Below are 26705 nucleotides of genomic sequence, written 5' to 3'. Positions count from 1 at the left end.
CGAAAAGCTTGGTTCGGTGGGCGCTGCTGAGACGGAAGGGAGCGTACGCGATGTCGAAAGCTCGACGTGCAGACGAAAACGCCGACCGCCAGTGTGGATGAAACTCCGGCACGGGGTCGGCATTGAAGTCCAGCTCTATCTCAGGGCTGAAATTAGGAACCCTATCGATGTCACCGCCATGTGGCGTTAGTTTGCGTACTCACGCAGCTTGTCAGCACGGTCACCCTCGCGGAGCTTGGACATAACTTCCCGCTCAATCTGGCGGACGCGCTCTCGAGACAGGCCAAAGTGGCGGCCAATCTGATCCAGCGTGCGGGGCAGGCCATCGTCGAGACCGTAGCGGAGCTTAATAACTTCCTGCTCTCGAATCTCGAGAGTGGACAGAACCTTGCGGACATCGTGGTGACGCAGGGAAGCGACAACTGCCTCCTCGGCATCAGTTGCCTCTGAATCCTCAATGAAGTCTCCCAGAGGAGCTTCCTCATCAGTGCCCACCGGCATGTCCAAGCTCACCGGGTCGCGGGACTGACGCAGCAGCATCTCAATCTTGGCCTCTGGAATGCCGGATTCCTCTGCCAATTCCTCATTCGTAGCCTCACGGCCGAGCTGCTGGTAGAGCTCACGCTTGATACGAGAAATCTTGTTGACCTGCTCAACCAAATGAACAGGGAGGCGAATGGTGCGCGACTGATCAGCCATACCGCGGGTAATAGCTTGGCGAATCCACCACGTTGCGTAAGTGGAGAACTTGAAGCCCTTGGTGTAGTCGAACTTTTCCATGGCGCGGATGAGGCCCAAGTTGCCCTCCTGGATTAGATCCAGCAGAGGCATACCGCGGTTGGTGTAGCGCTTCGCCAGCGAGACCACAAGACGGAGATTGGCTTCGAGTAGGTGGGCGCGTGCAGCCTTACCTTCCTTTGCCAAAATCTTGACATCACGCTTCTTTGCGCGGGTCATTTTCGCGCCGGTCTGCAGCAAATGCTCGGCGTATACACCGGCTTCAATGCGCTTAGAAAGTTCCACCTCTTCTTCAGCGCTGAGAAGAGCAGTCTTTCCGATGCCGTTCAAATACACACGAACCAAATCGGCGGACGGATTGGAGTTATTGCCAGTGCGGCGCCCCTTGTCCCGTGGCTGACCTTCCAGTTCGTCATTTTGAATATCGGCACTCTTCATGAATCTGCCTCCTGGATTTTTAAGTGGACTCAATAACTACAACGCACGGAGTTACGGAAATGTTCCCGTGAAAGTTGATGAATGTCAATAGGGTAATTTTGCCATGCAAATATAATGTTAAGAAAAACTGCCGCGACTAGCATTCTACGAGAACTGTAAAGGGGCCATCATTGACGGATGTGACCTCCATCATCGCTCCAAATTGTCCCGTTGCGACCGTCAAGCCACGATTGCGCAAGTTCTCGACAATTTTTTCTATGACGGGTTCGGCCTCTGGGCCCGGAGCCGCGTCTACCCACGACGGCCGCCGTCCCTTCTTTGTCGCCCCCATCAACGTGAATTGGCTAACAACGAGCACCGGGGCGCCAGCGTCGACAGCGCTGAGCTCGCCATCCAGAATGCGCAGCTCCGCGATCTTGCGGGCCATCGTTTCCCAAGCATCGGCAGTGTCCTCGCGGCCAACACCTACGAGCGCCAAAATGGCGCCGGTATCGCCTCCGTCAACGTGGCCAACAACGGAGCCGTCGACAGTGACTGACGCGGATTTAACTCGGGTGAGAACGGCTTTCATTTACTGTTTATCCTCCAAGATCTCGGTGGGGAGAATCAGACCATGGCGAACCAGGTCAACGACGATGGGAACTAGGGCGTCCTTGATTGCAGGGACTTCGGACTCATCAAAGGCTCCAAACATTGCCATGATGTCGATGACGGAGCCCAGGGCAGCTTCGGGATGCAGTGCACCCAGGATGGTTGCGACGGACTCATCGATTGAGTGTGTCCAGGCGGGGCCGTCGGTGCGTGAGATGCGCGTATCGAACTCAGTGAAGCCCTGGCCGCTGTCGACGTCGGCAAGCGAAACGCGTTCTAAGGCGACGCCGGGTCGCACAGTAAAGGCAGCTTCGAGGATGGTGTCAGCAGTTTGTGTACGAAGCCATTCGGCGCGGCCGAGATACTCCTCGGCTTCGGCGGCGAAGGGAGCGGCCAAAGGCTGAGGCATTTCTTCACACACAGCGGAAGTCGGGCCGTCGATGCGCTGAACCGTGATGTAGCCGAACCCGATGCCTGTCACGCCGCTGTTGCGGAAGTGCTCCAGCCAGGCACGGGAGCGCTCGCAGCCTTCTGGGCTGCGGGGGTCGATGGACTCGTCTCGAAGCCAGGTGCCGATGTATTCCGCCGGCGTGGCGACATCTCGTTGTGTTACCCACACTTCTAGGCCTTCAGCAGGGAGCCAAGAGGCGATGCGCTGTTGCCAACTTTCGCCTTCGATATGGGCCCAAGCACCGAGCAGATGCGCCGTGCCGCCGTCGGTGAGATGGTCGGCCAGACCGCGGATCATAAGTTCGGTGGCACCGTCCAGATTCAATCCTGAGTCACGGTAAACATGTTCCACACTTGGCAGCCCTACGACGAACGGCGGGTTCGCCACAATGCGGTCAAACTTCTTGCCTGCAACCGGTTCAAACCACGAGCCTTCGACGGCCTGCGCCTGGGCGAAGCCATTTGCTGCGAAAGTAGCGCGGGCAAAAAACAGCGCCCGGGGGTGAATGTCCGTCGCGACAATCGACTTTGCATCAGGCTGGGCAAGGCTCTGGACGCCACAACCGGCACCGAGGTCGAGTACGGATTCCACCGCCGAGGTCGGCGAAATATCGAGGAGGGAGCGGGAAGCCCGCCCTACGCCCAAGACATGATTGGGTCCAGGAACGTGATCGCTCATAGAGGCATCGCGGTCGGAAAAGACAATACGGTCGACTCCCGCAATCTCGACCGGGCGCACATCGATACACACCTGTGCGTTGGTGGCGGTGCCGGCAAGTATGCCGCTGCCCAGTAACTTGGCTGTCAGCTCAGCCCCAAATAGCTGCTGTGCGTCGGCGAAATCGCCCAGGATGAAAAGACGCAACGCGGTCACAGTGTCCGCAGAAACGCCCTCAGTTTCGGTAAGTAGAACATCGACAACGCCGGGCTCACCGCGGTCCAGCGCGGCCAGTCCCTCGGCGCCTAGGACTCGACGCAGTGACTCGCTGGAAAACTCAAGGCGCCTGAGCGCGGTGGCAAATTCCTCCGCACAGTCGACAAAATCACGAAGCTGCTGATCAGTCGGTGGGGTGAAGGTGGAGGGGGAAAAGGTCATCGTAGGCACTACCTTCGTCGTAAAGCGGGGCGGAGGGGCTAGTTAGGGGAGCTTGACGACGGATCGTCGTCTTCCGGCATATCGATGACATTTGCATCATCGAAGGGGGGTGAGATGGTCTCGTTACCGGACTGCGGCCGTGCGTCGGTGTCTTCGGTACTGGCGGCAGAACCGAGCGCGCGCATCTCCGCTTCCTTGAGGGCGCGCTGGCGTTGCTGCTCCTCCCATTTGCGGTTTTGCTCGCGTACAACTCCAGGCTTGTAGACGCGCGGCTTACGCTTGTCCGCGGGTTCTCCAACGCCATTGGCGATAACAACCGCGATCCACGGCATGGGTACGGAGACGACCATGAGAATCGCTGCAATCCACGGCACATCCCACCACAGATAAAAAGCGCCGGAAAGAAGCAGCAGCGGAATGCGAGACCATTGCAGAGCCGCGTAGACGTGGCGGCGGTGGTCATAGTTGCGAATCCGAGAGCCGCGGGCGTCGGTAATCAACGCCGCGTCTTTCTTGCGTCGCCGGGAACTTCCGCGTTTCGGCAGCGCGGAGTCGCGACGGTCATTGATTCGCGCCATGGTTGTCTAGCATACGCCTGTGGCGTGGGGTCGTCTCAACTAGCTATGTCCGTTGCAGCCGCATGCTCGCGTAGTCGTAGCGATGTTGTGGATGGCTGTGGAAGGCAGCAGTCAGCAGCGGCCAGCACCTGGGTCACTGGGCATAATTTGACCGATGGGGCACAATTGGAATCTGTGAGCACTCCATTGAAGACGACAAAGACGATTGAACGCACCGATACCCGCGTCGATGAGTCGACGAGGGACGATACCCCGAAGTTCTTCCATTACGTCAAGAAGGAACAGATCGTGAACTCCGCGGTCAACGGCTCCTACGTCGTTGCTCTGTGCGGTGAAACCTTCCCTGTGAAGAAGTCGGCGAAGCCGGGTTCACCGGTATGCCCTGACTGCGAGCGGATTTACAAGTCCCTGCGTCGCAAGTGAGCGGGCTTCGTAAATGGCAGCAGGAGGCTCTCGACAAATACCTGGCGACTAACCCCAAGGACTTCCTTGCAGTGGCGACACCGGGCGCAGGTAAGACGACCTTCGCCCTGCGTATCGCCAGTGAGTTGCTGTCGCGCCGGATCGTCGAGCGCATCATCGTCGTGGTTCCCACTGAGCACCTGAAAGTGCAGTGGGCTGCTTCCGCTGCTCGTTCGGGGATTGCGTTGGATCCCAAATTCACCAACGCCAAGGGTGTGGTAAACCCCTCCTACCAGGGAATTGTTGTGACCTACGCCCAAGTCGCAGTGCATCCGTTTAAGCACCATGCCGTAGCCACCGCTCGGCCGACATTGGTGATTCTGGACGAGGTGCACCACGGCGGCGATGCCAAGAGCTGGGGCGACGGTATTTCCGAAGCTTACGGCGATGTCGAACGCCGCCTGTGCCTAACTGGTACGCCGTTCCGCTCCGATGACGCGGCGATTCCGTTTGTTCGCTACTCGCCGGACGGCGATGGTTACTCGCGTTCCGTCGCCGATTACACGTACGGCTATTCCAATGCGCTTGCCGACGGCGTCGTGCGCCCAGTGGTCTTTTTGGCTTATTCCGGTGAAGCTCGCTGGCGTGATAGCGCGGGTGATGAGTTCGCTGCGCGACTGGGCACCGTGATGAGTCCAGAGGAGACCACGCGTGCTTGGCGCACCGCGCTTGACCCAAAGGGCGAGTGGATGCCATCTGTGCTGCGGGCAGCGCACACCCGGCTCTCGCAGATGAGGCAGCATATCCCGGACGCGGGTGGCCTGGTTATCGCCTCCGACGCGGCAACTGCCCGTGCGTACAAACGCATTCTCGAGCAGATTGCCTCTACGCCGGTGGCGTTAGTGCTCTCGGATGAACCGGGCTCGTCGGAACGAATCAAGACTTTCTCCGAGTCCACCGATGAGTGGATGGTGGCCGTGCGCATGGTCTCCGAAGGCGTGGACGTGCCGAGGCTGGCGGTCGGCGTGTACGCGACCAGTTCCTCGACTCCACTATTCTTCGCGCAGGCTATCGGACGATTCGTGCGAAGCCGCATGCCGGGGGAGACCGCTTCGGTCTTCTTGCCGTCGATTCCGGTGCTGCTCGACTTGGCCTCGCAGATGGAGGTGCAGCGCAACCACGTGCTCGGCAAGCCGGATCGGCCTTCGGAGGGCTGGGAAGATGACTTGGTCGCTGAGGCCAATCGCCGCAAGGATGAGCCCGACGAATTGTTGCCGGCCTACGAATCCATTGGCGCGGATGCTGAACTTGACTACCTCATCTACGACGGCTCCTCCTACGGCACCGCAACCGTTGCCGGTTCCGCCGAAGAGGCCGATTATCTGGGTTTGCCAGGGCTTCTCGACGCCGATCAGATGCGACTCTTGCTGCGTCAGCGGCAGGATGAACAGCTTAAAGCCGCCAGTGCCCGAGAGAAGGAAGCCCGCGAGGAGGCGAGGGAATCGTCGTCAAGCGGGGGCGAAGGGGGCGCGGTGCACCGGATTGAGGGATCAGCGTACCCAAGGCCGCAGAAGGTGGCCAGTGAGGTGTTGCCGAAGTTACGGAAGGAGCTCAATACGCTGGTGTCGATGACAGCGGCGCGAACCGGTAAGCCACATGGTCAAGTGCATAACGAGGTTCGGCGCGCCTGTGGTGGCCCGCCGACTGCGCTATGTACCGAGGAACAGTTGCGTGATCGCATCAGCTACCTGCGTAATTGGTAGGGTTTCAAACGAACTGAGCAATCTATGGTGGAGAGAAGAATGTCGGCAAGCAGTGATAAGTCGAGGCCGTCGGAATTGACCGGCGGTGGTTTGTCGGCTGTACCAGGCAATGACGGTCGGACTATTGGCGTGCTGGCGCTGATCTTTGGCGTCGGCGGACTCTTGATGTCCTGGATGATTGTTGGTGGCATCCTCGGTGTCTTTGGCATTGTTCTAGGCATCATCGCGATGGCGAAGGCAATGAGTGCGAAGAAGCGCGTGCAGGCAGCTGGGGGAGACGCGGTCATCAGCGGTTCGTTCGGATTGGGCGTGGTCGGCATTGTGACGGGTATTGCGGCCGCCGTGGTGTCGCTGATGCTGTATTCGTCGACATCAGATGCGATGTCGAAGTGCGAGAAGTTCGAGCGCACCTCTGGAGAGTATGCCGAGTGCATCTCTAAGCAGATGGGTACTGATCAGCCAATGAAGCAATCGGAGTGAGTTCGGAAGCGACATCAATGGCGGTCTTACTTTGTGCCCGGAGTTTTCGGTCAACGCCAAATACGCAATCAGGAAATGAGCTAACCCCGTAATCCACCCCCGAAGCCCAACTGCCTGCAGTTTCGGCCGGGGGTTTCTTAGTGAAATCTCATATTTGGCCGAGTGTTGGTAATGATATTGGTGTCAGAAAGTACCCACATTTGGCATCCCCTACATGCGGTAAACGTTTGAACACGCGTGCAATACAGGATGTCTGCTGATTATTAAATAGGAGCGTGAATCGTGGCAGCGACATCTACGCGCGACAACTCCCCGGAACTGTCACCGGGCCAACAAGACCGTGGATACCTCAGCCGGGAGCTTTTCCGTAAGCGCACCGGTCTAGGACTCGGTATCATCCTGGCCCTGCTCGTGTACTTCTTTATGCCGGCTGAGCTCGATCACAACCTGCGTGCAACCGCAGGTGTAGCAGTGCTTATGGCCGTGTGGTGGATGTCCGAGGCTATCCCGATTGCCGTTACGGCTCTGCTGCCGCTGGCTCTATTCCCGATTCTCAACCTCGCTGAGATTAAGGATTTCTCGGGCAAGTACACAGACCCGACCATCTTCCTCTTTATGGGCGGCTTCCTGTTGGCGCTGGCGATGCAGCGTTGGAACCTCCACAAGCGCGTCGCATTGTGGGTTCTGGTGCTCATGGGGTCGTCACCAAAGATGCTGATTCTCGGCTTCATGGTGGCTACTGGCTTCCTGTCGATGTGGGTCTCCAACACGGCCACGGCCGTGATGATGCTGCCAATCGGTGTGTCCGTCCTGAGCCTCATTGTCCGAATGCTGCACGATGAAAAGGTTGCTGCAGAGGATACGGGCTCTGCGAGCGAATCCGTCGCTGAAACCCCCGGTGGGGATGCGCTGGAGGAGGCCGAGGAGTCGTCGTCAAGCTATGACCCGATGCCAAAGTCGAACTTCGGTATCGCGCTGATGCTGGGTATCGCTTACGCGGCATCGATTGGTTCGCTGGGCACCATTATTGGTACTCCTCCGAACGCTATGCTGGCGGCCTACATGGCGGAGCAAGGCGTCAATATTGGGTTTGGCCAGTGGATGCTGCTCGGTGTCCCGGTGGCGATTGTGCTCATGTTCTGTGCCTGGTTCCTGTTGACGAACGTGCTGTTCAAGCCGGAGATTACGCACATTCCGGGTGGCCGCGAACTCATGCGTGATGAACTCAAGCGCCTCGGTCGTATGTCGGCTGGTGAGCGTCGCGTGCTCATGGTGTTTATCGCGGCTGCGCTGGCGTGGGTCTTTGTTCCGGTGCTGCTGCCCGACACCAAGATCGCCGATGCGGTTATCGCAATGACCGTGGGTATTGCGCTGTTCATTATTCCGGGCGGTCCTGATGGCGTTAAGCTTATGCGTTGGGAAAATGCGTTAGAGCTGCCGTGGGGCGTGCTGCTGCTGTTCGGTGGTGGCCTGGCACTGTCCTCGCAGTTCGGTGCCTCTGGGCTGTCGGACTGGATTGGCGAGCAGCTGTCTACCCTCGGCTGGATGCCAGTGGCTGCACTCGTAGTTGTCGTCGGTGCCGTTGTTCTGTTCCTGACCGAGTTCACTTCTAACACAGCGACGGCTGCGACCTTCCTGCCGTTGGTAGGTGCCATGGCTATCGGTCTGGGCCACGACCAGATGATTTTCGCCGTACCAGTTGCACTGGCAGCTACTTCGGCCTTCATGATGCCGGTTGCAACACCGCCGAACGCCATCGCCTACGGCTCCGGCTACGTCAGCATGGACAACATGGTCAAGGCCGGTGTCTGGCTGAACGTCGTCGCACTGATCGTGATTTCTGTGGCATCGCTGACGCTGCTGCAGTGGGTATTCGGCGTCGTGTACTAGCTGGGTATGTAGTAGCCCGTAGTGGATGGTGGAGCAGTGCTCTGAACCGCCACCGGGCTTCTCCGCCTAGCGTTGCTCAGATGCTCCTTCGCCCCGTTCCACTTTGGTGGTTCGGGGCTTTTGGCTGCAAATGTGAAACTGTGTGAGTTTATGACACTTTCAGGCCATTTTTCAGGTCATTTTTGACATAAACGCAGTCAGTAACCCGCTGGCCCTGACCCTAGCCCCCCCTTAAAGAGAACCGGGCCCGAATAAGGTGTGAAACCTCATTCAAGCCCGATTCTCTGGGGCTAGCTGTTAGCCCCTGAACAACTTCAGGTTAAAGCTTTACTCCAAGTAGTCGCGCAGAACCTGCGAACGCGATGGGTGACGCAGCTTGGACATCGTCTTGGACTCGATCTGACGGATGCGCTCGCGTGTCACACCGTAGACCTGGCCAATCTCGTCAAGCGTACGCGGCATGCCGTCGGTAAGGCCGAAGCGCAGGCGGACGACACCGGCTTCACGTTCGGAGAGAGTCTCCAGAACGTCGCCAAGCTGGTCCTGGAGGAGCGTGAAGCTGACGGCGTCCACAGCGATGACTGCCTCTGAGTCCTCAATGAAGTCACCGAGCTGGGAGTCGCCCTCGTCACCGATGGTCTGGTCCAGCGAAATGGGTTCACGAGCGTACTGCTGAATCTCGAGAACCTTTTCCTCGGTGATGTCCATCTCCTTAGCGAGCTCTTCCGGAGTGGGCTCGCGGCCCAAATCCTGGAGCAACTCGCGCTGGATACGGCCGAGCTTATTAATGACCTCAACCATGTGAACCGGAATACGAATGGTTCGAGCCTGGTCGGCCATTGCACGAGTAATTGCCTGGCGAATCCACCAGGTTGCGTACGTGGAGAACTTGTAGCCCTTGGTGTAGTCGAACTTCTCGACGGCGCGAATCAGGCCGAGGTTGCCCTCCTGAATCAAGTCGAGGAAAGCCATGCCACGGCCGGTGTAGCGCTTTGCCAGGGACACCACAAGACGGAGGTTGGCTTCGAGCAGGTGATTCTTGGCGCGCTGACCGTCACGAGAAATCTCGCGCAAGTCGCGCTTCTGAGCGTAAGCGATGCGCTCGCCGGCTTCCTTGGCCTCGTCAATCTTGTACTGCGCGTACAGACCGGCCTCGATGCGCTTTGCCAGACTGACTTCTTCCTCGGCAGTCAGCAGCGCGACCTTACCAATCTGCTTGAGGTAGGCGCGGACAGAGTCGGCGGAGGCGGTGAGGGCAGCATCTTTGCGGGCCTGACGCAGACGAGCGGACTCGTCCTCGTTCCAGACCTCGTCGCCCTCGTCCTCTTCATCCTCGTCTTCGTCTTCGTTCTCGTCGTCCTCTTCTTCATCATCGTCGAGGTCGTCGTCTTCGAGGTCGTCATCATCCAGATCGTCGTGAAGATCATCGTCTTCGAGGTCATCATCCAGATCCGGGTCGTAGTCCTGCTCCTGCTCCAAGTCGTGGTCGAGTTCCTCGTCCTCGAGCTCTTCGTTCTCAGTTGCGTCGAGAGCCTGCGCGTCCTTCGCCTTCGCTGCAGCAGCCTTGGCCGCGGTGGCCTTCGCAGCCGTTGTCCGCTTAGTTGCCTTCTTGGCGGCGGCCTTACGCGTGGTTTTCTTAGCGACGGACTTCTTGGCCGCCTTCTTCACGGTCTTCTTGGCCGCTGCCTTCTTAGCGGTCGTCTTCTTCGCCGCAGTTTTGGTAGCAGCCGTCTTTTTGGCAGCAGTCTTCTTCGCGGCAGTCTTCTTTGCCACGGTCTTCTTCACTGCCTTCTTGATGGCCTTCTTTACAGCCTTCTTTGCAGGAGTAGCTGAACCGGTGCCACTCCCGGTGGATTGGTCCTGAGCTTGCCCCAGTTCGTTGCCTGCCACGAACGCCCTTTCACGATGTACGTTGTGTGCGCCGCCAAAGCCGCCGCCAGCTTCTCTCGGTCGAAGAGAAGCTCAACGCGCCAGTGGTGCGCCTTTACTTCGTCTATAGCCAACTAGCCGAATGGAAAACATTCAGAGCTGACCTTTTCGTGCCACGGTCATCAGTGTTGCTTTCTGGCTCCTAGCGAAGAAGTAATCGGTGAAAATCCTCATCGAAGCAGTGCGCTGGAATTCGATTTTCCCAATCCTCCTCGAGCCTGTTGATTATTCAACCTTGCCGTGAGTCAACTTCTTATTGTAAACCAATTCTGAAAATCGCCGCCACGGGGCATGGTTTCAAGCACGTGTCACGCCCGACACGTAGCTGCCAATCCCCATATAAGAAATGAAAGTGGTTAAGGGTAAAGTCCCTGGTCAGCTGCAAAGGCAGCGCCAGCAATACCCGCATTATTATCCAGACTTGCGGGGACAACTGGAGTCTTACATGTCAACAGCGGAATCCACTTTTCGTGTTCGCGACTGATTCCGCCGCCGACGATGATCCGTGACGGCCAAAACAGCGCCTCGTAGGTCTTAAGTACCTTGCTCACGCGCTCAGCCCACTCTTCGAAGCCGAGCCCCTCCACATCCTTAACTCTCGCGGATGCAAAGTGTTCGGCCTCCATGCCATCAATGATGAGGTGGCCTAACTCCGAATTGGGGTAGAGCAGTCCGTCATGAATAAGCGCCGAGCCGATGCCTGTACCAAAAGTTAGCAACAACACGGCGCCTGTCTTATTGCCCGGATCGCCAAACTGGACTTCAGCGAGGCCGGCAGCGTCAGCGTCGTTAAGCACGTGTGCCTTGTTGTTGGGCAGGTATTTAGCGAAGAGCTCTTGGCAGTTCGTATTAACCCAAGAACCGTCAATATTGGCGGCCAGCAAGGCAATCTGATTCTGTACGACGGACGGAATCGTGATGCCGACATCGGAATCCCACTTCGCAATGTCCACAATTTCTGCAATGGTCTCCGCAACCGCTTCCGGAGTTGCCGGCTGTGGCGTGAAAACCTTAATGCGGTCACCAATAAGCTGCCCAGTATCAAGGTCCACGCGGCCACCCTTGATTCCAGAGCCTCCGACGTCGATGCCAAATCCAATTCGTTGTCCCATAGCTCAAATTGTACGAAACAGACACAATGGGGGCATGAGCATTAACTCGCGTGGCACCGAACAACTCGCTAGCAGGGCAGATAATAGGGGGTTTAGTGCGTCGAATAGCCCCGGTTCCGTGCGACCCAGCGTCAGGGAATTGCGCGATCGCGCGGTACTTATCGCCCGCGCAGCCGCGGCGCACATCGCCAGTCGTCGGGTCGAACTCGGCTCCGATGGCGTTTTAGCAAGCTCCGAAACGAAGTCTTCAGCTGTAGACCCCGTCACCGTCGTCGACCGTGAATCTGAGGAGCTCATTCGTTCGCTTATCAAGACGTTTAGCAGCTCTGACCGCATTTTGGGCGAAGAAGGCGGGCTTTACGACGGCGCGAGTTCCCCAGCGCAGGCTGCCAACGAGGGCGAAGCGGTGACCTGGATTGTAGACCCCATCGACGGTACGGTGAATTTCCTCTACGGCATGCCCAATTTTGCTGTGAGTATCGCTTGCGCCGTAGGCGATGAGGTAGTGGCGGGTGCAGTGGCAAATGCGTCCTCGGGAGAGATTTACAGTGCAGCTAAGGGAGAGGGCGCTCAGGTTTCTCGACGGGACGGCACTGTGCAGACGCTTAGTTGTTCCCCAACGGCCGAGCTGGAAAAGACACTTGTGGCAACGGGATTCAGCTATTCCGCTAGTCTCCGGCAGGTGCAGGGCCGGATAGCGTCGCAGTTGCTGGGGGAGTGTCGAGATATTCGGCGCATGGGATCGGCGGCGCTGGATTTGTGCATGGTGGCGCACGGCCGTGTTGATGCGTATTACGAACACGACATCAAGGTTTGGGATTATGCAGCTGGTGCTCTGATTGCGGCTGAAGCAGGCGCAAGGATTAGGGTCCCGGAATTCACTCAGTGTGCCAACGTTACTGGCCAGCCGGAGGGAGACCCGCTCGACTTTGGTGTCGGTGCGGCGAACTCTGAAGTTGCCGATGCGTTCTTCGAGGCATTGGATGGTGCTATCGCGAAGGCTAGGAATTAGTGCGTCGGTCTAGGAGCAGGTGCTCGAGCCTAACGAGCTCAAACCCTCTAGGTCGGCTTGTTCGCCACGGTTCAATGCGGACATCGTTTCCTCAACCTGGCTGGCTACTTCGAGATCCTTAAACCCCTTACCCAACGACACATCGACGGTTGCATCCGGCCGACCATCGTGGATGAGCTCAAAGCAGGGGAAAAGAGCGTGAAGCGCCGCGGCGTGGCCATTGAAGTCCTCGCCATAACGCAGCTGGCCGAAGCAACCGAGGTCTTGGTTTTCCACAATAGGGTCGTTGCCGTAGGGAACCTGCTCATCGAGGACAAAATCGAGCTGCCGCAATTGCTCGGCGACGGTTGTAGCCTGGCCGACTTTGCCGTTGGCATTATAAACGCGCACATGAACATCCGACGGTGGAACGACGTGCTCTCCGATTAGCGTGGTGGAGGAAACAGGGGCCCCAGCCGCGGGGAGGGAACAGGACACCGGATAACTTGCCGGTTGGCTGCGGAATGCCAACACCCACAACGTAGCGGCAATAACTACAGCAACGACGGAAACCACCACGTAGGGAACAATTTTTCGTCGATGTGATGCGCTCGTAATGCTCGCGGGGCCTGAACTCATAGCCATCATGTTATCGTCTCCTCGTCTAATAGGCATAGAAACCTATTCTGACCTGCAGAGATGACAGATTGCGTGAATTGCCTTAATATCCGCTGAGAAAGGCACTGGAGAGTACAGGGTGTCAATCGTCTCAACGCGTTGTATTCTCCGAGAAAAAGTCAGTTCACAATGTCTAGCAAAGGTCCAGAAAGAAGGTTTGGGACATGGCTGTAAACTACGATGCCCCGCGTACTCGTGAAACCGAAGAGCTGGAGACCGATTCCCTTGAGGGCCTTCAGGCTGCATCTGCTGAGAAGGAAATCGACGACACTGACGACGGCGAAATTGTCGAGCCGTTCGAGTTGCCGGTCGCCGACATCGCGGGTGAAGAATTCGATATGGATGTTGCCCCCAAGGGGGAGGATGAATTCACCTGCGGCTCCTGCTTCATGGTGATGCACCGCTCGATGATCGCAATCGATAACGGCGATGGATTCCCTATCTGCCAGGACTGTGCCTAATCCCCGCGCAGCCGGGATAGCTTCCTAGAAAAAGGAAAACCGCCACTACCACGGTTCTGGCGGCGCTGGGACCGTCGGCAAGCGTGTAGCGGCGGTGAGAGATTTGACCTAGCGGTCGAAGAAACTGTCAAGTAGTGCCTCGGGGTGGCGGGTGGAGACCAGCCAATAGGGGGTGGGGTCGTCCGGATCGTCGAGGACTAGCAGTACCATCGTGGGAATCCACGTGTGCGTAACCAGGAATGCTGCTGGATCGAGCTGACGGCCCAACGCATTGCGCTGCGCGGACTTCGGGACCACCAGGGATTTGGCAACAACCGATGCTGGCAAAACTGCCGTGCCAGCGTGAAGCCAGCGTTCACCAGTGCTGTCCACTTCTACGGACACCGTGGTCTTCGACATAGTCAACAGCACCCACACGCCCACGGCCAGACAAATAATGCCGCCGATGACAAGCCAAATCGGTGAACGGTTAAAGCCAATCTGGGCCGTGCATACAAAAACGGCAGCAGCGCCGAGTACCCAGAACCACCAGGGAACCCAGAGCTTTTCGGAATAGACAATCGATGAATCTCCGCTCGAGCTCATTGTTATTGCCGCACCTTCAGAGACGGATGCTGAGCTGTCGCCGCGACGAGGCTGCAGGTTATCTTTTCCACTCACGGTTATCCATTCTAGGGCACGGCTATGCTCGGTACTGACAAGGCCGAAGTGCGGTTCTTAAAAGACGCGACAGCGAAGGATATACAAAGAAATGACTTATGCCCCGGTGCAAGTGAAAAAGCTCGCTAAAGACGCTGTGATTCCCCAGCGTGCGCATGCCGATGATGCCGGTGTGGATTTGAGCTCAGTGGAGGATGTCGTCCTAGCACCAGGGCAGCGGGCGCTCGTGGGAACCGGTATTGCCATTGCTTTGCCGGCGGGCACAGTGGGATTGGTTCATCCTCGCTCCGGATTGGCTTTCAAAAAGGGGCTGTCCATCGTCAACGCTCCCGGCACGATTGATGCCGGTTACCGTGGTGAGCTTAAAGTCTGCCTGATCAACTTGGACCCGACCAATGCGGTGGAGATCGCCAAGGGCGATCGAATTGCCCAATTGGTTGTGCAGAAGGTCGAGCTCAGCCCGCTGGTGGAAGTCGATGAGCTCGATGAAACTGAACGCGGCGCGGGCGGTCACGGGTCAACCGGAGTGTCCACGACGCTTTAAAACGCCTCTGACAACGCGGGGACCCTACCAAGTGTGGTTCAATGCGTGAAGAGCTCAATAAAGCGTTTACAAAAGCGTATACAAAGATTTCTTTTTAGCGAGGTGTCAATAAACCACCATGTGGCCATTTGGAAAGAAGAACCAGCCAGAAGAACCAGCTGCTGAGGCAGAGGCCGTTACCACCGACTCTGCGGCGCCAGCTTCTGAGGAGGCTACCGCAACCGTGCATGACGACGCGTCGGAAACCGCCGCGGAGAACGCACCAGCAAACGGCCCCTTCGATATCAACAGCGCTAGCCCGACGCAGTTTGATTTTTCGGACTTCGCGAAGGCCAGCCTGAACCTCGGTTCGATGCTGCTGCCTATTCCTCACGTTGGTGATATTCAGGTGGAGATGGGGCCGACAGGTCCAACCATGCTGCACGTCGCCACTGAGCATGGCCGCGTAACTCCTGTAGCATTCGCTGCTCCGACGTCGGGCGGCCTCTGGGAGGAGTCCGCTCAGGAAATCAAGGACGGTCTTGAGTCCGATGGCCTCGATGTCCACGTCGAGCAGGGGCCGTGGGGTTCTGAGGTCGTAGGTCGCACCTCCGATATGGAAATGCGAATCATCGGCGCCGACGGCCCGCGTTGGATGCTTCGCATGACGGCTTCCGGTCCGGCTGATCGGGCGGAGGAACTCGCAGATCTCGCCCGCGGTCTCCTTGCCCGTAGCTTCGTCTCTCGCGGTGAAAACCCGATGCCAGCAGGTCAGCCGCTTCCGGTTACGCTGCCGTCCCAGATGGCCGAGCAGATTCGTCAGGCATACCAGCAGCAGACCCAGGCTGCCCAAGCTGAAGGTGAACCCGGGCAGGTGCCAGGCGCTACTGGTATCAACCCGGATGGCTCCACCAATTAGTTTGGTCAACCCGCCAGCAGAGAGAAGCTAGCTACTTGACCAGTTAGAAAAGGATCTGCAGACGCCACTGTGCACTGCCCGCCGCCGTCACCCGACGGCGGCTTTTCTCTTGTCAGCGGGTAGTATCACACTGCGTGAACATCGAAGTGACTATTGACCGTCCCGCTGCCGGCGGAGAATTCATTGCCAGCTACGACGGACGAATCGGTTTCGTCACCGGCGGTATCCCCGGCGAACGCGTTGTTGTCGAAATTGCCAAACCTGATGCCAAGCTGTGGCGCGGCAATGTCGTTGAGGTTTTGGATGCCTCAGAGCATCGAATTTCGCAGCGTTGCGAAGCAGCTCAGCAGGGCGCGGGCTGTTGCGACTGGGGTTTTATTGATCCTGAGCACGCGGCGCGTCTCAAGGCTGATGTCTTGACCGATTGCCTGCGCCGTCTTGGACGTTTCACCGCCGACGAGCTGCCAGCTATCGATGTTCTTCCACTGGCTCCGACCTCCCGTTGGCGCACGCGCGTGCGGCTGGGTGTGGATTCCCAGGGACGAGCGGGATTACGTCGTTCCCGTTCCCACGAGCTCGTCATCGGCTCCGAGTGCGTCCAAACAGTTCCCAATCTCATCGCTGGCTTTTCGACGGCCGGAACCATCCCTGTTGCTAAGCCTGCTCGCGGTCGAGGGAGCAAGAAGCCGAAGCCAGGAGAACTCCATGTGGCCATGGACACGGAGGGTAACCGAAGTGCTGTATACGTTTCCGGCAGCGGCAGGAACCGCACGCAAACGTTGATTGAAGGCGAGCCAACTACACAGCACACCGTTCACGGAATTACTTTCGATGTGCCGACGACCGGTTTTTGGCAAGCCCATTGCCATGCCCCTGAGTTCTATGGATCGCGCATCATCGACCTGTTGGTTGGTCAGTCTTTCTCCTGCGGTTGGGATCTTTACGGTGGCGCAGGCGTTCTGTCGGCGGCACTGCGCAAGCTAGTTGACGCAGAGGGTTCAATTCTCTCTGTCGAGGGTTTTGCCGCGGCCGCGACGGCGGGGCGCAAGGCTTTCACTGCAGCTGACCACAGTGGAAATGCGTCGCCTGCGGCACCAGTCCGGTTCGTAACCGGGGATGTCACCAAGGTAGTGCGCCGCGAAGTTGCTAATGCGGAAACACCAAACCCGGATATCGTCGTTCTCGACCCTCCGCGCTCCGGTGCTGGTAAGGATGCCATTGCCGCTATTGCAGAAGCCAAGCCACGCACGGTCGTACATTTCGGTTGCGATCCGGCGACTTTTGCCCGCGATGCCCGGTACTGGGCTGACTATGGCTACGCGTTCAAACACCTCGAGGTCGTGGACGCATTTGGTCTAACGCATCACTTTGAAACCATCGCGGTGCTGGAGCAGCTGTAGCTAGAGTGGCTGCCGCATGGGCGCAAGAACGTTGGCGCCGATCACGTCGGCAAGCAAATGTGCCTGCCATGGGCGGAAACCCTGTTCGCTGAGGTGAGCGGAGATTTCGGTAACGGCTGGCAGGCCGCCAGCGTAGTTGTCGTGGTGGCGGAAAACGAATGAGCCGACTGCGCGGCTGTGAATCCACCAAACCAGTTCACGTGTCTGCGCGGAAGTGATGAGTGTGTCTTTGCGCAGATGTATTTGGGCACAGACGTTGTCGATGCAGTCTCGCGTGGTTTCGAAAATTTCGGCGGCTTGTGGGGCATGCTCAGCCCAACGTCGAAAGTGGGGCATCTCGTTCCGTGGCGGCTTTTGGGGCTTCGGCCATGACGACCTTGGTTCCTGACGGGCTTCATTAACGACCTTCAACCAAGCGTCCGCAGCACCGCGACGGCGACGTGGAAATCCACGGATTGCAGTCAGTTCACGCTGCGTACCGGGGAGTTGTTCTGCGATTGCACGCAGAACGCTGTGCCCCATGACGTGTGTTGGGGAGACATCACGGCGCTGTGCGATTTCGTCACGCTCAGTCCACAGTGCACGGGCTACGTGAAGTTGTTCGGGAGTGCGCAGCTTCCCAATGCCTTTGAGTCCTTGCCACGAGTGTCCGACGTGCAGACCATCGAGGTATTTACGGTTTAGAGCAAGTTCGCGTTCGCATTCCTGTTCCAGCCATTCCAAACGGTCGAGCTCAGTCAGCGCCTGACAAAGAACCTCGGCGAGTTCGATGAGCAGCTCGACATCCAGGGCTGCGTAGTCCAGCCAATCCGCTGGCAGTGGACGAGTAGACCAATCCTCTCGACCGTGCCCCTTGGCAAGTCCAACTCCGAGGAGTCGTTCCGTCAGAGCTGCTAAATTGACTCGCTCCAGTCCGAGAAGCCGGCCGGCCAGCTCAGTGTCAATGACTTTGGTGGGGTAGAGGCCCAGAGCTGCGAGGCAGGGAAGGTCAGAATGAGCGGCGTGAATGATCCAGGTCAGGTCGTTGACTGAGGAACCGAAAACGGCCATCGCCTTGTGACCGTCTTCGGGATCAATGAGAAAGGTGCCCGCTCCACGGCGGCGAAATTGAAGCAGGAAGGCGCGGTCGTCGTAGCGATATGCCGAGGCTCGTTCAGTATCGACTGCGAGCCAACCGTGTCCTTGGGCTAGCTGCTCTCCGGCGTCAATAATGTCGTCGATGTCGGAAAGCACGCGTGGAGTTCCCTCGGCAGGGGCAAGTCTTACTTCTACGTCGGGACTAGTTTCCACGTCGGAGCTCATCGCACGCCTCTTCGGTCGTCGGTATCAGCCCAGCAGGGATACGCCGACGGGTGGCAGACCAGCGACGTTCGCTAGTACCTGAGCGAAGGATTCAACATGAGTGCGCAGGTCGGTGCCACGAGCAGTCCACGATGCGCGCATTTCTAATTGAAAGGCCTGTGGCTTGCCGCCAATCTCGCCGTAGCGGACAGAGTTCGTAGTAGTCACCGTGCCACCCAAGTTCGACAGTTCGGCGTTGTTCTCAGCCAGAGCCTCGGTGAGCCATTGCCAGGCAACCTGGGGAAGCAGCGGATCTTCCGCGAGGGAGGCATCCATATCCGCCTGGATGTATGCAACCAAGCGCATGTCACCGTCCCAGGTTTCCTCACTGCGGGGGTCATGGAGCAAAATTAAACGACCAAAGGCATCGTCGTCCGAGGACTCAGGGACGATATCAGCTTCGGGCTGCGTGACCTCAAGCGAGACAGCGTGGCTAAACGGTGCCAGCTTCTGCGGTGGCCGAACGGTGCCCAGAGCAATCTCAGGTCGCAGTTCAGCAGAATGCATTGACTGGACCGCGGCGCGGAAGTTCTGTGGCATTGAATCGGTTCCATTCACGCACCTGAACTTAGCCATATGACGCTTGCGTTAGTGGGAGGCGCGCCGAAAAGAGTGGGAAGCGACCAAGCGGTTCGTCGAAAACGCACAGCAGGGCGAGCGAATTTCCTGTTCTTAGTACCCCACATATCAATTTCTAAGGTAAGTGGGGCATGATTGTCCGTATGAACAATCGTCGCACTTTGACTGATGCCCCGATTCTTGATGCAGCTTACGGTCGAACTCCTTCGCGCCGCCCGGTGTGGTTTATGCGGCAAGCTGGTCGTTCACTGCCTGAGTACCGTGAGGTGCGCAAGGACATCGGTATGTTGGACTCCTGTTTCCGTCCGGAACTGCTCGCTGAGATTACTATGCAGCCGGTACGTAGGCACGACGTTGATGCTGCGATTCTTTTTTCCGATATTGTCGTGCCGCTGAAGGCTGCGGGTGTCAACCTGGATATTGTTCCTGGCCGCGGTCCAGTAATGGATACTCCGGTGCGCTCGGAAGCAGACATCAAGGCTCTACCGGAAGTCACGGAAGAGCAACTCGCTCCGGTGGCCGAGGGTATCGGCCTCATTCTGCAAGAGCTGACTGATACCCAGGCACTCATTGGTTTCGCCGGTGCACCGTTCACCTTGGCGTCGTACCTGATTGAAGGCGGTCCATCCCGCAATCACGAGCGCACTAAGGCGCTGATGCACTCGGACCCTGAATTGTGGGATCACCTGATGCAGAAAATCACTCCGATGGTGATTGCTTTCCTGCGCGCGCAGATTGGCGCTGGTGTGGACGCTATTCAGCTCTTCGACTCCTGGGCTGGCTATCTCACCGAGCGTGATTACCGCCGCTTTGTGTTGCCGTACTCGAAGGAAATCTTCCAGGCTGTCGCCGACGCCGGCATTCCGCGCATCCACTTCGGTGTGGGCACCGGCGAGCTTCTCGGTGCGATGGCTGAAGCCGGCCCAGAAGTCATGGGCGTCGACTGGCGCGTGCCACTGGACGTTGCTGCCAACCGCATTCGTGCCACGCTTTCCGACGTTCACCGAGGCGCAGACCCGGCGGAAAACAGCCTTGCATTGCAGGGCAACCTTGACCCGGCGATTCTCTTTGCCGGTGAAGATGCAATGACCCAAGAGATTCAGCGCATCTGCTCTGAGGCGGACCGTGCAATTAAGCGTGGTGACGCCCGTGGACATATCTTCAACTTGGGTCACGGGGTGCTACCGAATACCGATGCCGACGCGATTACGCGCGCCGTTGAGATCATTCACGCAACGTAAAAGCCGACGCAACAGGCGTGTAAAACACGCACTAGCTAATTTCCTACAAGTCTTATCGACCGTGCCCGCTCGAGGCGCGGGCATAGAGAAAGCGTACGAAATACCGTGGTTGCACAACCTTCTACCATTGCCGTCATAGGTGGCGGTATCTCCGGCCTGACCGCAGCGTATGAGTTGCGTAAAAAGCTCGGACCCGCCGCAAGAATAATTGTCATCGAGTCCAGTTCACAGGTTGGCGGCAAGCTGAAGACTCGACCAGGAGCTAACGGCCCTCTTGAAGCGGGCGCTGAGGCGTACCTTGCGTTCCGTCACGATGCCACCGAGTTTTTCAAGGAACTCGGTTTGGCAGATCAGCTAGTCGCCCCTTCGGGGCTGCCTTCCAAGCTCTACATTGGCGGTGAACTCAAGGACCTTCCGCGTAACACGGTCACCGGTATTCCAGGAAGCTCAGAAGGGTTGGGCTACCTCCTCAGCGAGGCCAGCCTCGCCAAGATTGATGCCGAGTCGAACCCCGAGCTCACTCCAGCCTTGCACTGGGTACTGGGAGACGACATGAATGTCGGCCAGCTGGTCGCGGCGCGGCTCGGTGAGGAAGTCGTTGACCGCATCGTCTCCCCGCTGCTCGGAGGCGTCTACTCAACCACCGCATACGACCTGGGCCTGCGTGCGACCATCCCACAGCTGGCGGCAGCGCTTGATGAAATGGCCAGTGCCGGTGATCATGTCAGCCTCACCGGCGCTGTCCAGCGCGTTCTGGAAGCACGTAAGCAGGCGCAGCAGGCGCGTCTGAGCAGTGAGGCTGCGACAGACTCGACGAAGACGAAGCGGCCGGTGGTCTTCCAAACGTTCCGCGATGGCTTCGAGGTTCTCTACAACACGCTTGTCGACGAATCGGCAGCCGAACTCCTCTTGTCGACGAAGGCTACTGGTCTGCGGCAGCATGACAACGGCTTTGAGGTGACAGTGGAACTGCCGTCGGAAAGCGGCACGAGCATTAGCACTATCGACGTCGACGGTGTTGTCGTGGCGGCACCTTCTGCAACCACATCGGAGCTGTTGAGCAATCTTGCGCCAGAGGCGGCCGAGCTCATTGGTGGGGTAGACACGTCGAACTCGGCGGTGGTCGGTATGTGTTTCGACTCGTCGGAAGGACTGCCGGAGATCAACGGCGTGTTGTGCGAGATTGGTGCTGACCTGTCCGCGAAAGCTTTTACAGTGTCGTCCCGGAAGTGGCCACATATTGGTGAGCGCTACGGTGCCGTTGTGAGGGCAAGCTTCGGCCGTTTTGATGATGACTCGCACGTGCATCGTAGCGACGAGGACCTCATCGCCAGGGCAAAAGCAGATTTGGCTAAGGCGACTGGCTTTGATGCCGAACCGACAGCGGTTTTCGTCCAGCGTTGGTGGGCGGGGATTCCACGCTTCGATATGGGGCATGGAGGCCTGATGGATTTTGCTCGCCAGGATTTGGCCGAGGTGCCTAAGCTTGCAGCAACAGGGGCGTGGCTCAGTGGCCCGGGCATTCCGGAATGTATCTCCAACGCCAAGGCTGCGGCCAGCAAGATTGCTGCGGAGCTGGCATAAAGCTGCGAGATTGGTGCTGAGTACGAAACTGGCGCTGACCCATCGTTTTTAAACAAACCTTTCAACCGAACTAGGAGACAACTAATGACCAAGCTCGATTTCAAGAAGCTCAACGACACCATCCGCTACACCATGTGGTCTGCCTTCAAGGTGACCCCAGGTGCACTCGGTGATAACCGCGAAGAGGCAGTGGCTAAGACCAAGGAATTCCTGGCTCGTTACGAAGACACTGATCTGATCATCCGTGGTTTCTACGATGTTTCGGCCATGCGTGCTGAAGCCGACTTCATGTTCTGGATCCACGCAGAGAAGCTGGAAGACCTGCAGGCGTTCTACAACGCCTTCCTGCGCGAGACTCCGCTGGGCAAGGCATCCACTCCGCACTGGTCGAACGCTGCGCTGCACCGTCCAGCTGAGTTCAACAAGTCGCACCTGCCGTCGTTCATCATGGGTGAAGAGCCGGGACGATGGATTGCGGTTTACCCCTTCGTTCGTTCCTACGACTGGTACCTGCTGGAGCCGACCGAGCGACGCCGCATCCTTGCTGAACACGGTATGGCCGGTCGTGACTACCCGGATGTGCGCGCCAATACTGTCCCGGCGTTCGCACTCGGTGACTACGAGTGGATCCTTGCATTCGAGGGGCCGGAGCTCGACCGCATTGTGGACTTGATGTGGAAGATGCGTTACACCGAGGCTCGTCTGCACGTCCGCGAAGAGATTCCGTTCCACACGGGACGTCGCGTCGATGACATCGCAGAGATCATCAACGTTCTGCCGTAGCTCACGCAATCAACGAGAGAATCAGCAGCGCCGCTGGTCAAGCCCCGTTAACTGACGGGATTTTGACCAGCGGCGCTGCTTCTCTATCTAGTTATTCAGCCGTCTTGTCCGGTTCCAGCGTGAGTGAAATTGAATTGATGCAATAACGCAGGTCGGTCGGAGTATTGTATCCCTCACCCTCAAAGACGTGGCCGAGGTGAGACTTGCAACGACTGCACAGCACTTCGGTACGGACCATGCCGAGACTCGTGTCTCGGCGCTCAATAATGCGGTCTCCTGCTAGTGGAGAGAAGAAGGATGGCCAACCGCAGTGAGAGTCGAACTTCTCGTTCGACCGAAACAGCTCGTAACCACAGGCCCGGCAGCGGTAGACACCTTGAGTCTTGGTATCGGTGTACTCACCGGTGAAGGCGCGTTCAGTACCTGCCTGACGCAAAACCTGGTACTCCGCGGCACTGAGGCGTTCGCGCCATTCTTCTTCGCTCAGATTCCAGTCTTCGCTATGCGAGTCAACCATTCTGAATAGCCTCCTCAGACTTGAGATCAGATTCGTGATTAGGCTTCCTGCCTGCTATCTTCCAGCCGCTCAGCCAGCTGAAGCCGGATGCAAAGCTACGCCCATTGACGGCATCCACAATCGTCATTCGAATGAGTGCTGCCGTGATGGAGAGTATAAGAACGGCCCATCCAATACCGCCGATTGCAACCGTGAACCACGGGAAAAAGAGGTCATCTTCATCAATCCACCAATTGGCGTAGAAGAAACAGAGTACGACTCCAAGTCCTGCGCCCCAATTCAACATGACAGTCGAACCAATATTTCCTTCATTGTCGCGAGCCAAAACCAATGGGCGAAGCACGGTGAGAACCATTGGCAAGAGCGTCATCGAGTAGTACTGCTGTCCCAGGCTGGAAAGGAAGAACGCGCCGGTGAAGAGAACTCCGGAAGTCGTAGCAATCCAGAATATCTCATCCCTTTCGAGCCAGCGAAGAAGGAGCACGACAGATACCAAGACGAAAATGCCGAAAAAGATTTGCCACAGCAAAATCAGTGTCGGGTGGGCGCCCAGCCAAACAAGCTGTCCAGTCAGTGAAGCATTTGCAAAGTCACGGACAACTCCCAGGTAGGGGATAGTGATATCTAGGTAGTCACGTGGTTGGACCATGAGCGGCCACGCAATGACATTGGCTGCAATTACCACCCCGATACTGGTCAGTACCGTAGAGAACTGCCTGCGCATAAACGGTAGGAACAGCATTGGCAAGAATACGGGCTTAATGGTGATTGCGATACCGATAATCAGGCCGGCTAGGATATTGCGTCGCTCGGTCAGTGCAATAAAAAACAGCACTAATGCAAGGAACAGTGAACCGTTGACGTTCGTAAAATCAAGGGTGTTGGTAACGGGTTCCGTGAGGTAGAGCAGTGCTATCGACGCTGGAATGATGGGGCCAGAGCGCGCAATACCAAGCCACCTGAGTAACAACACAATTGCCGCAATGATTGCAGCTGACTGAAATACCGCAAACCAGATTCGGCCCGATTCAAGCGAGCCGAACAAATCAATCGGGGCTAAAAGTAGGGTAGCGCCTGGGGAATACAGATAGTGCGGATCGGCTGTTACGTAGTCTTCCGAATAAACGGGTACCTGCGATACGAATCGATTAATTGCCGACCAGACCGTCGTAAAGTCATCTGTGCCAGAAACGTCTTTCGGCAAAACCCAGGTGCGGTGAAAAACCACCACAGCTGCGATAGGCCACAAGAAAGCGCTGAGTCCTCGCGACACGTGCCGAGACAGAGGGCGTGTTGCCACCGAATTTGTCTCTGGCGTGTCCTTGGACGTTTGCGTTAATGCCGTTGCGCTTGCGCTCACGTCGATTTTTGGTTTACTCACAATACTCCACCCTACTGGGTGAAGCTGCGGGAATAGCGTAGGAAGATGTGTGAGTCGGAATGCAGGATATCCCGCACTTCAAAAGCCTGCGGGTTCGTCGAGTTCGAGTCCTCATCAGGGTCGTTCTCTCCGAAAGTCAGGGGACCGTTACCCACCCACATCGGCGACAACGTCAGGAACAGTTCGTCGACGCACCCGTTTTTGAATGCTTCTCGATACATCGTCGGTCCACCCTCTACGACAATGTCCCGATACCCATGTTCAGCCAGCCAGGTTAACGCCGCTTTTACCGAGGGGTTAGGGAGCTTAACGACGCGAGCCCCGGCCGACTCCATCTTTTTAGCTTTGTTCTTGTGAGCGGTCTTTGCTCCTTCATCATTAAAAGCGTCCTCAGTCGGGGTGAAGATTATCGGAGGATTGACTTCTGCATTCGCGAAAAAGTCGGATTCTATATCTAGATCCAACGAGCGCGAAAGTGTGGACATCGCCACGTGCTCGGAGCGACCTAGCTTCTGTCGAACGGCCTCTAGGTACTCCGGTATCTCAACTGGCCCGTACCCCTCGGACGCAATGGTGCCTGTACCAACGAAAACGACGTCGGCAAGCGCGCGAAGCGTGTTGAAAACTGTGGCATCGGTGTCGTTGCCAAGCTGGCCCGAGGTGCCTTCGACGGCGCCGCGTCCGTCCAAGCTGGTGACGGCGATGGCCGTGACGGTGGAGGTGTTGTGAGACGCCGCCGCTGTATCATGTGTCGTTTGCGCAGGTCGAGAAAGAAACTGCAGAATTTCGTCGGTCGATGGGCTTACGGAGGTGAGTGTAGCCATACCGCCGAGGTTAAGCCGACGATTGCAGAATAGGCAAGGCCTGGCTTATAAGGGAAGTGTTATAATCGTTGTCATTTATAAGGGTTGGACTTATAGTAGGGGCATGCGACTAACAGATACTCTTGAGAAGGCATTCAACGACCAGATCACTATGGAGCTCACCGCTTCCCACGTCTACCGCCAGCTGGCAATCGAGCTGGACCTGCTGGATCTCTCCGGCATGGCAGACTGGATGCGTGCACAGGCGGATGAGGAAGTTGATCACGCGAATCAGTTCATCGCACACCTCGATGCTCGCGACAACCACCCGCAGATTGGTGCTGTCGACGCACCGGAGGTGAAGGTCACTTCCGCAATCGATGCATTCCGCATTGCTCTCGAGCATGAAGAGAAGGTTTCGGCATCTATCCGTAACCTCCGCAAGCTTGCTGATAGCGAGGGTGATCTCGACTCCCGCCCGCTGCTGGACAGCTTCGTGGTTGAGCAGATTGAGGAAGAGGACACCGTGCGTGGCATCATCGGTCGCCTGGAGATCGTTGGCGACAACGGTGCTGGCCTGCTGCGTATCGACCGGGAGCTTGGCGCTCGCGACGCAGCTTAATATCGAGCTCGGTTCGCAGTTTGGATAGAAATGACCGCCCTGGGGCTAACTGCCTAGGGCGGTCATTTCTATTTAGCTGGGGTATCAATTGATGGGCTTGGCGTCCAGCCAAACCGAAATTCGGGGAGCTGTCATGGGCTGACCGTCCATAGCATTTAGACGAGCGAGCTGCTCAGCAAAGCTCGCCGAATTGGAAAACCTGCCAGCCGAGACGCCCGCCGGACAATATTTTTCCTGCTTAACCCGGGGGAGCGGTAGGGGGTTAAGTAAAGAAAAGTGTGTCCGCATGCCACCATAACCCCAGACCACACACCACAAATCACCAAAGAATAGCTCCCCGAAAGCTATTACCCACACCATCCCGCACCTCCGGCCACATTTGTGCTAACCGCACACCGGTTGGATTAAAGGATGACCACCAACCGCCCCAGCTGCCCACTATGCGGCAACAACACAAAGAAAAACGGCACCACCAGCAAATCAACCACCCGTTGGCGCTGCACCCACTGCGGACACTCCTTTACCCGCAACACCCAAACCCACAACAAAAACACCGCCACCATGGCTTTGTTCATCCAATGGGCCACCGGCACCCAATCTCTAACCACCTTCGCCGCACACCATGGCGTAACCAGGCAAACCATGCACCACCGATTCCGATGGTGCTGGTGGATCATCCCCACACCCACCATCGACTCATTCCGCATCCATGACCAAATCTTCCTCGACGCGACCTATCTAAAGTCCGGATGCCT

The 26705-nt window shown here is 57.5% G+C and carries 26 protein-coding genes and 1 pseudogene; 14 read left to right on the top strand and 13 right to left on the bottom strand.

The features are described 5' to 3' along the window. Nucleotides 1-186: 186 nt before the first annotated feature. The 4 genes from AB1Z34_RS02460 to AB1Z34_RS02445 all read right to left on the bottom strand — a co-directional run bounded on the left by AB1Z34_RS02460 (nt 187) and on the right by AB1Z34_RS02445 (nt 3891). Nucleotides 187-1176 carry a sigma-70 family RNA polymerase sigma factor gene (locus AB1Z34_RS02460; RefSeq protein ID WP_016422644.1) on the bottom strand — a complete coding sequence of 330 codons (990 nt, stop codon included), beginning with the start codon at nt 1174-1176 and terminating at the stop codon, nt 187-189. A gap of 136 nt (nt 1177-1312) precedes the next feature. Then, the gene (gene dtd / locus AB1Z34_RS02455) at nt 1313-1747 is read right to left on the bottom strand and encodes a D-aminoacyl-tRNA deacylase (RefSeq protein ID WP_070546941.1); all 435 of its coding nucleotides are present in this window, start codon (nt 1745-1747) and stop codon (nt 1313-1315) included. Further along, nucleotides 1748-3313 (bottom strand): methyltransferase, encoded by a 1566-nt coding sequence (locus AB1Z34_RS02450; RefSeq protein ID WP_367157840.1) that lies wholly within the window; start codon nt 3311-3313, stop codon nt 1748-1750. 38 nt (nt 3314-3351) lie between these two features. Beyond that, entirely contained in the window at nt 3352-3891 is a 540-nt protein-coding gene (locus AB1Z34_RS02445; protein WP_070429444.1) for a DUF3099 domain-containing protein, read from the bottom strand. A gap of 174 nt (nt 3892-4065) precedes the next feature. Here AB1Z34_RS02445 and AB1Z34_RS02440 point away from each other — a divergent pair, with 174 nt between their 5' ends. The 4 genes from AB1Z34_RS02440 (at nt 4066) to AB1Z34_RS02425 (ending at nt 8426) form a co-directional block, all read left to right on the top strand. Further along, nucleotides 4066-4314 (top strand): DUF3039 domain-containing protein, encoded by a 249-nt coding sequence (locus AB1Z34_RS02440; protein ID WP_367157839.1) that lies wholly within the window; start codon nt 4066-4068, stop codon nt 4312-4314. After that, nucleotides 4311-6056 carry a DEAD/DEAH box helicase gene (locus AB1Z34_RS02435; RefSeq protein ID WP_048733265.1) on the top strand — a complete coding sequence of 582 codons (1746 nt, stop codon included), beginning with the start codon at nt 4311-4313 and terminating at the stop codon, nt 6054-6056. Before AB1Z34_RS02440 ends, AB1Z34_RS02435 begins: the two co-directional genes overlap by 4 nt. Before the next feature lie 39 nt (nt 6057-6095). After that, on the top strand, nt 6096-6536 hold the full coding sequence (locus AB1Z34_RS02430; protein ID WP_070429445.1) for a hypothetical protein: 441 nt from the start codon (nt 6096-6098) through the stop codon (nt 6534-6536). 282 nt (nt 6537-6818) lie between these two features. Beyond that, nucleotides 6819-8426, top strand: a complete 1608-nt coding sequence (locus AB1Z34_RS02425) for an SLC13 family permease (protein ID WP_070602509.1) — start codon at nt 6819-6821, stop codon at nt 8424-8426. 327 nt (nt 8427-8753) lie between these two features. Here AB1Z34_RS02425 and AB1Z34_RS02420 read toward each other — a convergent pair whose 3' ends face one another. Together AB1Z34_RS02420 and ppgK are read right to left on the bottom strand one after the other, a co-directional pair. Next, on the bottom strand, nt 8754-10316 hold the full coding sequence (locus AB1Z34_RS02420; RefSeq protein ID WP_049189732.1) for an RNA polymerase sigma factor: 1563 nt from the start codon (nt 10314-10316) through the stop codon (nt 8754-8756). Nucleotides 10317-10711: 395 nt separating this feature from the next. Next, nucleotides 10712-11467 (bottom strand): polyphosphate--glucose phosphotransferase, encoded by a 756-nt coding sequence (gene ppgK, locus AB1Z34_RS02415; RefSeq protein ID WP_367157838.1) that lies wholly within the window; start codon nt 11465-11467, stop codon nt 10712-10714. 118 nt (nt 11468-11585) lie between these two features. On the opposite strand from ppgK, the gene AB1Z34_RS02410 reads away from it, so the two are divergent. Next, entirely contained in the window at nt 11586-12479 is an 894-nt protein-coding gene (locus tag AB1Z34_RS02410; RefSeq protein ID WP_246819566.1) for an inositol monophosphatase family protein, read from the top strand. A gap of 9 nt (nt 12480-12488) precedes the next feature. Here the strand turns inward: AB1Z34_RS02410 and AB1Z34_RS02405 are convergent, their stop codons facing one another. Further along, nucleotides 12489-13097 carry a LytR C-terminal domain-containing protein gene (locus AB1Z34_RS02405; protein ID WP_160310003.1) on the bottom strand — a complete coding sequence of 203 codons (609 nt, stop codon included), beginning with the start codon at nt 13095-13097 and terminating at the stop codon, nt 12489-12491. A 203-nt stretch (nt 13098-13300) separates the two neighbouring features. Between AB1Z34_RS02405 and AB1Z34_RS02400 the strand changes: the two genes are divergently transcribed. After that, a complete protein-coding gene (locus tag AB1Z34_RS02400; protein ID WP_016422655.1) occupies nt 13301-13597 on the top strand; it encodes a DUF4193 family protein in 297 nt (98 codons plus the stop codon). Nucleotides 13598-13705: 108 nt separating this feature from the next. On the opposite strand, the gene AB1Z34_RS02395 is transcribed toward AB1Z34_RS02400, so the two are convergent. Beyond that, nucleotides 13706-14182, bottom strand: a complete 477-nt coding sequence (locus tag AB1Z34_RS02395) for a DUF3093 domain-containing protein (RefSeq protein ID WP_048733250.1) — start codon at nt 14180-14182, stop codon at nt 13706-13708. Nucleotides 14183-14348: 166 nt separating this feature from the next. Here AB1Z34_RS02395 and dut point away from each other — a divergent pair, with 166 nt between their 5' ends. The 3 genes from dut (at nt 14349) to AB1Z34_RS02380 (ending at nt 17099) form a co-directional block, all read left to right on the top strand. Beyond that, on the top strand, nt 14349-14801 hold the full coding sequence (gene dut, locus AB1Z34_RS02390) for a dUTP diphosphatase (protein WP_048733249.1): 453 nt from the start codon (nt 14349-14351) through the stop codon (nt 14799-14801). A gap of 118 nt (nt 14802-14919) precedes the next feature. Further along, complete coding sequence (locus AB1Z34_RS02385; protein WP_070602519.1) at nt 14920-15699, top strand: DUF3710 domain-containing protein; 780 nt, start codon at nt 14920-14922, stop codon at nt 15697-15699. Between the two features lie 134 nt (nt 15700-15833). Further along, nucleotides 15834-17099: a class I SAM-dependent RNA methyltransferase gene (locus AB1Z34_RS02380; protein WP_016422659.1), complete on the top strand. Its 1266-nt coding sequence runs from the start codon at nt 15834-15836 to the stop codon at nt 17097-17099. Here AB1Z34_RS02380 and AB1Z34_RS02375 read toward each other — a convergent pair whose 3' ends face one another. Further along, nucleotides 17100-18401 (bottom strand): HRDC domain-containing protein, encoded by a 1302-nt coding sequence (locus AB1Z34_RS02375; RefSeq protein ID WP_048733241.1) that lies wholly within the window; start codon nt 18399-18401, stop codon nt 17100-17102. Nucleotides 18402-18425: 24 nt separating this feature from the next. Continuing rightward, the gene (locus AB1Z34_RS02370; RefSeq protein WP_367157837.1) at nt 18426-19016 is read right to left on the bottom strand and encodes a DUF3000 domain-containing protein; all 591 of its coding nucleotides are present in this window, start codon (nt 19014-19016) and stop codon (nt 18426-18428) included. A gap of 134 nt (nt 19017-19150) precedes the next feature. Between AB1Z34_RS02370 and hemE the strand changes: the two genes are divergently transcribed. The 3 genes from hemE to hemQ all read left to right on the top strand — a co-directional run bounded on the left by hemE (nt 19151) and on the right by hemQ (nt 22627). Next, nucleotides 19151-20260 carry a uroporphyrinogen decarboxylase gene (gene hemE, locus AB1Z34_RS02365; RefSeq protein ID WP_367157836.1) on the top strand — a complete coding sequence of 370 codons (1110 nt, stop codon included), beginning with the start codon at nt 19151-19153 and terminating at the stop codon, nt 20258-20260. A gap of 105 nt (nt 20261-20365) precedes the next feature. Next, nucleotides 20366-21844: a protoporphyrinogen oxidase gene (gene hemG, locus AB1Z34_RS02360; protein WP_101688167.1), complete on the top strand. Its 1479-nt coding sequence runs from the start codon at nt 20366-20368 to the stop codon at nt 21842-21844. Between the two features lie 84 nt (nt 21845-21928). Continuing rightward, nucleotides 21929-22627 carry a hydrogen peroxide-dependent heme synthase gene (gene hemQ / locus AB1Z34_RS02355; protein ID WP_049173031.1) on the top strand — a complete coding sequence of 233 codons (699 nt, stop codon included), beginning with the start codon at nt 21929-21931 and terminating at the stop codon, nt 22625-22627. A gap of 91 nt (nt 22628-22718) precedes the next feature. On the opposite strand, the gene msrB is transcribed toward hemQ, so the two are convergent. Genes msrB through AB1Z34_RS02340 form a run of 3 tightly spaced genes read right to left on the bottom strand, consistent with a single transcriptional unit; the run spans nt 22719 to nt 25349 of the window. Next, a complete protein-coding gene (msrB, locus tag AB1Z34_RS02350) occupies nt 22719-23144 on the bottom strand; it encodes a peptide-methionine (R)-S-oxide reductase MsrB (RefSeq protein WP_048733231.1) in 426 nt (141 codons plus the stop codon). Continuing rightward, nucleotides 23137-24525, bottom strand: a complete 1389-nt coding sequence (locus AB1Z34_RS02345; RefSeq protein WP_253689036.1) for a glycosyltransferase family 87 protein — start codon at nt 24523-24525, stop codon at nt 23137-23139. Before AB1Z34_RS02345 ends, msrB begins: the two co-directional genes overlap by 8 nt. Nucleotides 24526-24536: 11 nt before the next feature. Further along, nucleotides 24537-25349, bottom strand: coding sequence for a dihydrofolate reductase family protein (locus tag AB1Z34_RS02340; RefSeq protein WP_367157835.1), 813 nt, complete (start codon nt 25347-25349; stop codon nt 24537-24539). Between the two features lie 103 nt (nt 25350-25452). On the opposite strand from AB1Z34_RS02340, the gene AB1Z34_RS02335 reads away from it, so the two are divergent. After that, a complete protein-coding gene (locus tag AB1Z34_RS02335; RefSeq protein ID WP_150963133.1) occupies nt 25453-25950 on the top strand; it encodes a ferritin in 498 nt (165 codons plus the stop codon). A 411-nt stretch (nt 25951-26361) separates the two neighbouring features. Then, a pseudogene (locus AB1Z34_RS02330) lies at nt 26362-26705 on the top strand (IS256 family transposase); the annotation flags it as partial.

The sequence above is a fragment of the Corynebacterium sp. 045007 genome, assembly GCF_040743205.1.
Taxonomy (GTDB): domain Bacteria; phylum Actinomycetota; class Actinomycetes; order Mycobacteriales; family Mycobacteriaceae; genus Corynebacterium; species Corynebacterium jeikeium_D.
Note: the sequence above shows the minus strand (reverse complement) of the source record. Positions and strands in the feature narration are given on the sequence as shown.

Bases quoted from the DNA above. Each gene is read 5' to 3' on its own strand.
- AB1Z34_RS02460 (WP_016422644.1), bottom strand. From the start codon at position 1,176: ATGAAGAGTGCCGATATTCAAAATGACGAACTGGAAGGTCAGCCACGG.
- dtd (WP_070546941.1), bottom strand. From the start codon at position 1,747: ATGAAAGCCGTTCTCACCCGAGTTAAATCCGCGTCAGTCACTGTCGAC.
- AB1Z34_RS02450 (WP_367157840.1), bottom strand. From the start codon at position 3,313: ATGACCTTTTCCCCCTCCACCTTCACCCCACCGACTGATCAGCAGCTT.
- AB1Z34_RS02445 (WP_070429444.1), bottom strand. From the start codon at position 3,891: ATGGCGCGAATCAATGACCGTCGCGACTCCGCGCTGCCGAAACGCGGA.
- AB1Z34_RS02430 (WP_070429445.1), top strand. From the start codon at position 6,096: ATGTCGGCAAGCAGTGATAAGTCGAGGCCGTCGGAATTGACCGGCGGT.
- ppgK (WP_367157838.1), bottom strand. From the start codon at position 11,467: ATGGGACAACGAATTGGATTTGGCATCGACGTCGGAGGCTCTGGAATC.
- AB1Z34_RS02405 (WP_160310003.1), bottom strand. From the start codon at position 13,097: ATGAGTTCAGGCCCCGCGAGCATTACGAGCGCATCACATCGACGAAAA.
- AB1Z34_RS02400 (WP_016422655.1), top strand. From the start codon at position 13,301: ATGGCTGTAAACTACGATGCCCCGCGTACTCGTGAAACCGAAGAGCTG.
- AB1Z34_RS02395 (WP_048733250.1), bottom strand. From the start codon at position 14,182: ATGAGCTCGAGCGGAGATTCATCGATTGTCTATTCCGAAAAGCTCTGG.
- dut (WP_048733249.1), top strand. From the start codon at position 14,349: ATGACTTATGCCCCGGTGCAAGTGAAAAAGCTCGCTAAAGACGCTGTG.
- AB1Z34_RS02385 (WP_070602519.1), top strand. From the start codon at position 14,920: ATGTGGCCATTTGGAAAGAAGAACCAGCCAGAAGAACCAGCTGCTGAG.
- AB1Z34_RS02375 (WP_048733241.1), bottom strand. From the start codon at position 18,401: ATGAGCTCCGACGTGGAAACTAGTCCCGACGTAGAAGTAAGACTTGCC.
- AB1Z34_RS02370 (WP_367157837.1), bottom strand. From the start codon at position 19,016: ATGGCTAAGTTCAGGTGCGTGAATGGAACCGATTCAATGCCACAGAAC.
- hemE (WP_367157836.1), top strand. From the start codon at position 19,151: ATGATTGTCCGTATGAACAATCGTCGCACTTTGACTGATGCCCCGATT.
- hemQ (WP_049173031.1), top strand. From the start codon at position 21,929: ATGACCAAGCTCGATTTCAAGAAGCTCAACGACACCATCCGCTACACC.
- msrB (WP_048733231.1), bottom strand. From the start codon at position 23,144: ATGGTTGACTCGCATAGCGAAGACTGGAATCTGAGCGAAGAAGAATGG.
- AB1Z34_RS02340 (WP_367157835.1), bottom strand. From the start codon at position 25,349: ATGGCTACACTCACCTCCGTAAGCCCATCGACCGACGAAATTCTGCAG.
- AB1Z34_RS02335 (WP_150963133.1), top strand. From the start codon at position 25,453: ATGCGACTAACAGATACTCTTGAGAAGGCATTCAACGACCAGATCACT.